This window comes from Streptomyces sp. NTD107 (assembly GCF_059510435.1).
Genome location: NZ_JCAJZV010000037.1, coordinates 1 through 1,707, shown reverse-complemented (window position 1 = coordinate 1,707; position 1,707 = coordinate 1). Strand labels below are relative to the sequence as shown.

Genomic DNA, 1,707 nt, shown 5'->3' with positions numbered 1-1,707 from the left:
CCTACACGACGTCCGCCACGACCATGGTGAACGCGACGGAACCGCAGTTCCAGGCGCCACCTGACCTTGGCGGAGACTACAGGCCACGCGATCAGGCTCCGCTTGCAGTCGGGCCTGACGGTTCAGGCATGCCAGGGAGCTCGCAGCCTGTTCACAACGTGAACCAGAACGATTCCTCCGCTGCGCGGGGAGTTGCGAGTTATCCGCCTGGGTCGGCTCGGAATCCAGCGGACTCTGCGTCGTTGCACCCGGTTACAGGCGACAGGAGTGTGGGGACGTCATTGGACTCGGTGGGGACCAGACCGAACAGTGCGGCTCCCCCGGTTCCCTCTGTCGTGCCACCTCCGGCGGTTGAGCGGCCGACGATGCCTGGTGGTGGGCAGCAGCATCCGGTCGTAGGTCCGTCGCCGGGTTGGCCGTCGCAGGGTGGTCAGGGCTCGGGTCGTAGTGGTGGGGGTCAAGTGCCGCCAGGACGCCGGCCCTCCGGCCTGCCTGCCGGGCCGGGGTCGCAGGCTCCTGCTGTGAGCCGCCCTTCCGCGCCCGGGGTTTCGGGTGGTCAGCAACCCCCGATGGGTCGACCTTCGATCACTGCCCCGGGCACGGACAGTGGTAAGGGCTCCGGAGGTGGCAATCCCTGGGGCCGTGCAAACAATCACGGCCTGCTGGGCGGGAAGCCTGTGCCGAATGCCAAGCCCACTGTGGCATCGCGGATCCCCCCGGGCGGGGTGATCCAGCCGGGCATGAACCATTCCAACAGCAGACTTATCCCCAGCAAGAAGGATCAATCCGCCGCCCCCCGGGGCACCTACGGCAAAGCCACCGTTGACGGACACACCGAGAAGGGTCAGACGCGCAAGCGTGCCCTGCCTAAACCTACAGGTGTTATTGGTCTTCCTGGCCAGAGCAAGAAGAACGCCAAGAAGAAAAACAAGAACGAGAGCAAGGACGACAGGCATTCATGACCCCCACCCGCCGGGCCTTCGCCACCACCCTTGCCCTCGGCACACTCCTTGCCACGGCGCCCACCGCAACTGCCGCTGATTCCCCTCAACATCCCTGGTACTTCGACACCATGCGTGTCGAAGAAATGTGGCAACACGCCAGTGGTGAAGGTGTCACTATTGCTGTCATCGACAGCGGCATCGATCCCACCGTTCCAGAACTTGAGGGACGGGTCCTTGACGGTGCTGAGTTCATGTCGGGGACTGACCCGGATGGCAGTGACCAGGAGCATGGCTCGGACATGGCCGCCCTGATTGCCGGGAGTGGAGCGGGCGACGGAGTGCAGGGGCTTGCTCCGGGAGCCACTATCCTCCCCATACGTGTGAGTAATTCACTCGACTGGAGCGGTGGAGCGAATTTGAACGACGCGATTCAATATGCTGTGGATTCTGGGGCAAGGGTCATCAATATTTCTCGTGGGGCAGTTGACCCCGGCACTCATCAGGAGGCGCTCCGAGAAGCCCTGACCGCAGCGGTACGGAACGACGTTCTCATTTTTGCCGCAACGGGAAATGATGGTGATAAGGAAAATTTTGCAAGGTCACCGGCTTCTCTGGAAGGTGTCGTGGGAATCGGTGCAGTGGACATGGCGGGAGAGCGAGTTCCGTACTCGACCTACGGTCCGCAGGTAGCTCTCGCTGCGCCTGGAAAGGACGTACCGGGCCACTGCGGGGACCTCACCGGCCCTGCCTGTATTGAGTCTGA

The 1,707-nt window shown here is 63.2% G+C and carries 2 protein-coding genes; both read left to right on the top strand.

Going from position 1 to position 1,707, the window contains the following annotated elements:
• The first annotated feature begins 740 nt into the window (after positions 1–740).
• A complete protein-coding gene (locus AC5WRL_RS28050; protein WP_496091490.1) occupies positions 741–962 on the top strand; it encodes a hypothetical protein in 222 nt (73 codons plus the stop codon).
• Positions 959–1,707 (top strand): S8 family peptidase (locus tag AC5WRL_RS28045; protein WP_496091489.1); only part of this gene is annotated, 749 nt, incomplete at its 3' end. The genes AC5WRL_RS28050 and AC5WRL_RS28045, both read left to right, overlap by 4 nt.

Coding starts and splice junctions, on each gene's coding strand:
- AC5WRL_RS28050 (WP_496091490.1), top strand. CDS start 741: ATGAACCATTCCAACAGCAGACTTATCCCCAGCAAGAAGGATCAATCC.